We start from the raw sequence: 697 nt of genomic DNA on the forward strand, positions 1-697 counted from the left end.
GTAAAATGGGTAATAAATTGAAAGAGGTATTTTCTAATCAAGAGATTTCGTATAAAGGAAAAATTAGTTTTAAGAATAAAGAAGCGTATGAGGATTTTATTGAAGCATTAAATAGTGTACAAGAAGAGGGACGGACAATAAGGGTTAATGGAGTAACAGATATTGAAACTTCTGTCCAAACAGGGAACAATATTTATCCTATTTCCGAACAAGAAGAAATTGTAGACGTTATAATAGGACCATCAAAGGAAAAAGTTACATTTAATATTGATACAGAGTTAGGCAAAAGGGATATAAATTTTAGCAGATTCCATACGAATGATAATATTGTACTTGAAACAAAACAAGATGAAATTGTATATTTGAAAATTGTACTGGAGAAAGGAACGGGAAAAAGTAAAATCACGTATCGAGCACAGCCTGAAAAAGCTAAAAGTATAAATGAAATAATTGAACATTATAACATGATGGTAGCGTTTTTTGACAGATTGTTTAAACAGCCAATAGAAGCTATAAAGAAAGATACGCAAATAAAAGAATGGAATTCCATAAAATCTATGAAAAAATATTTTGAAGAAGCAATTTTACAGTACAAAAAATTGCATTTTGTGGAGCAAGAAGTGGAAATTACTATTGATCCATCAAAACTTCAGCAAGATGAAGAAGAATGTTGGAGAGATACTGAAGAACTTTATAT

1 protein-coding gene is annotated in these 697 nt (G+C 29.7%); it reads left to right on the forward strand.

Translation table 11 applies throughout. From position 1 onward, the window contains the following. On the forward strand, positions 1-697 hold a 697-nt coding region (locus NCY30_RS14975; protein ID WP_250818890.1), incomplete at both ends, for an RNA-binding protein.

It is taken from the genome of Dorea sp. MB18-49, from assembly GCF_023669465.1.
Lineage (GTDB): Bacteria > Bacillota > Clostridia > Lachnospirales > Lachnospiraceae > Dorea_A > Dorea_A longicatena.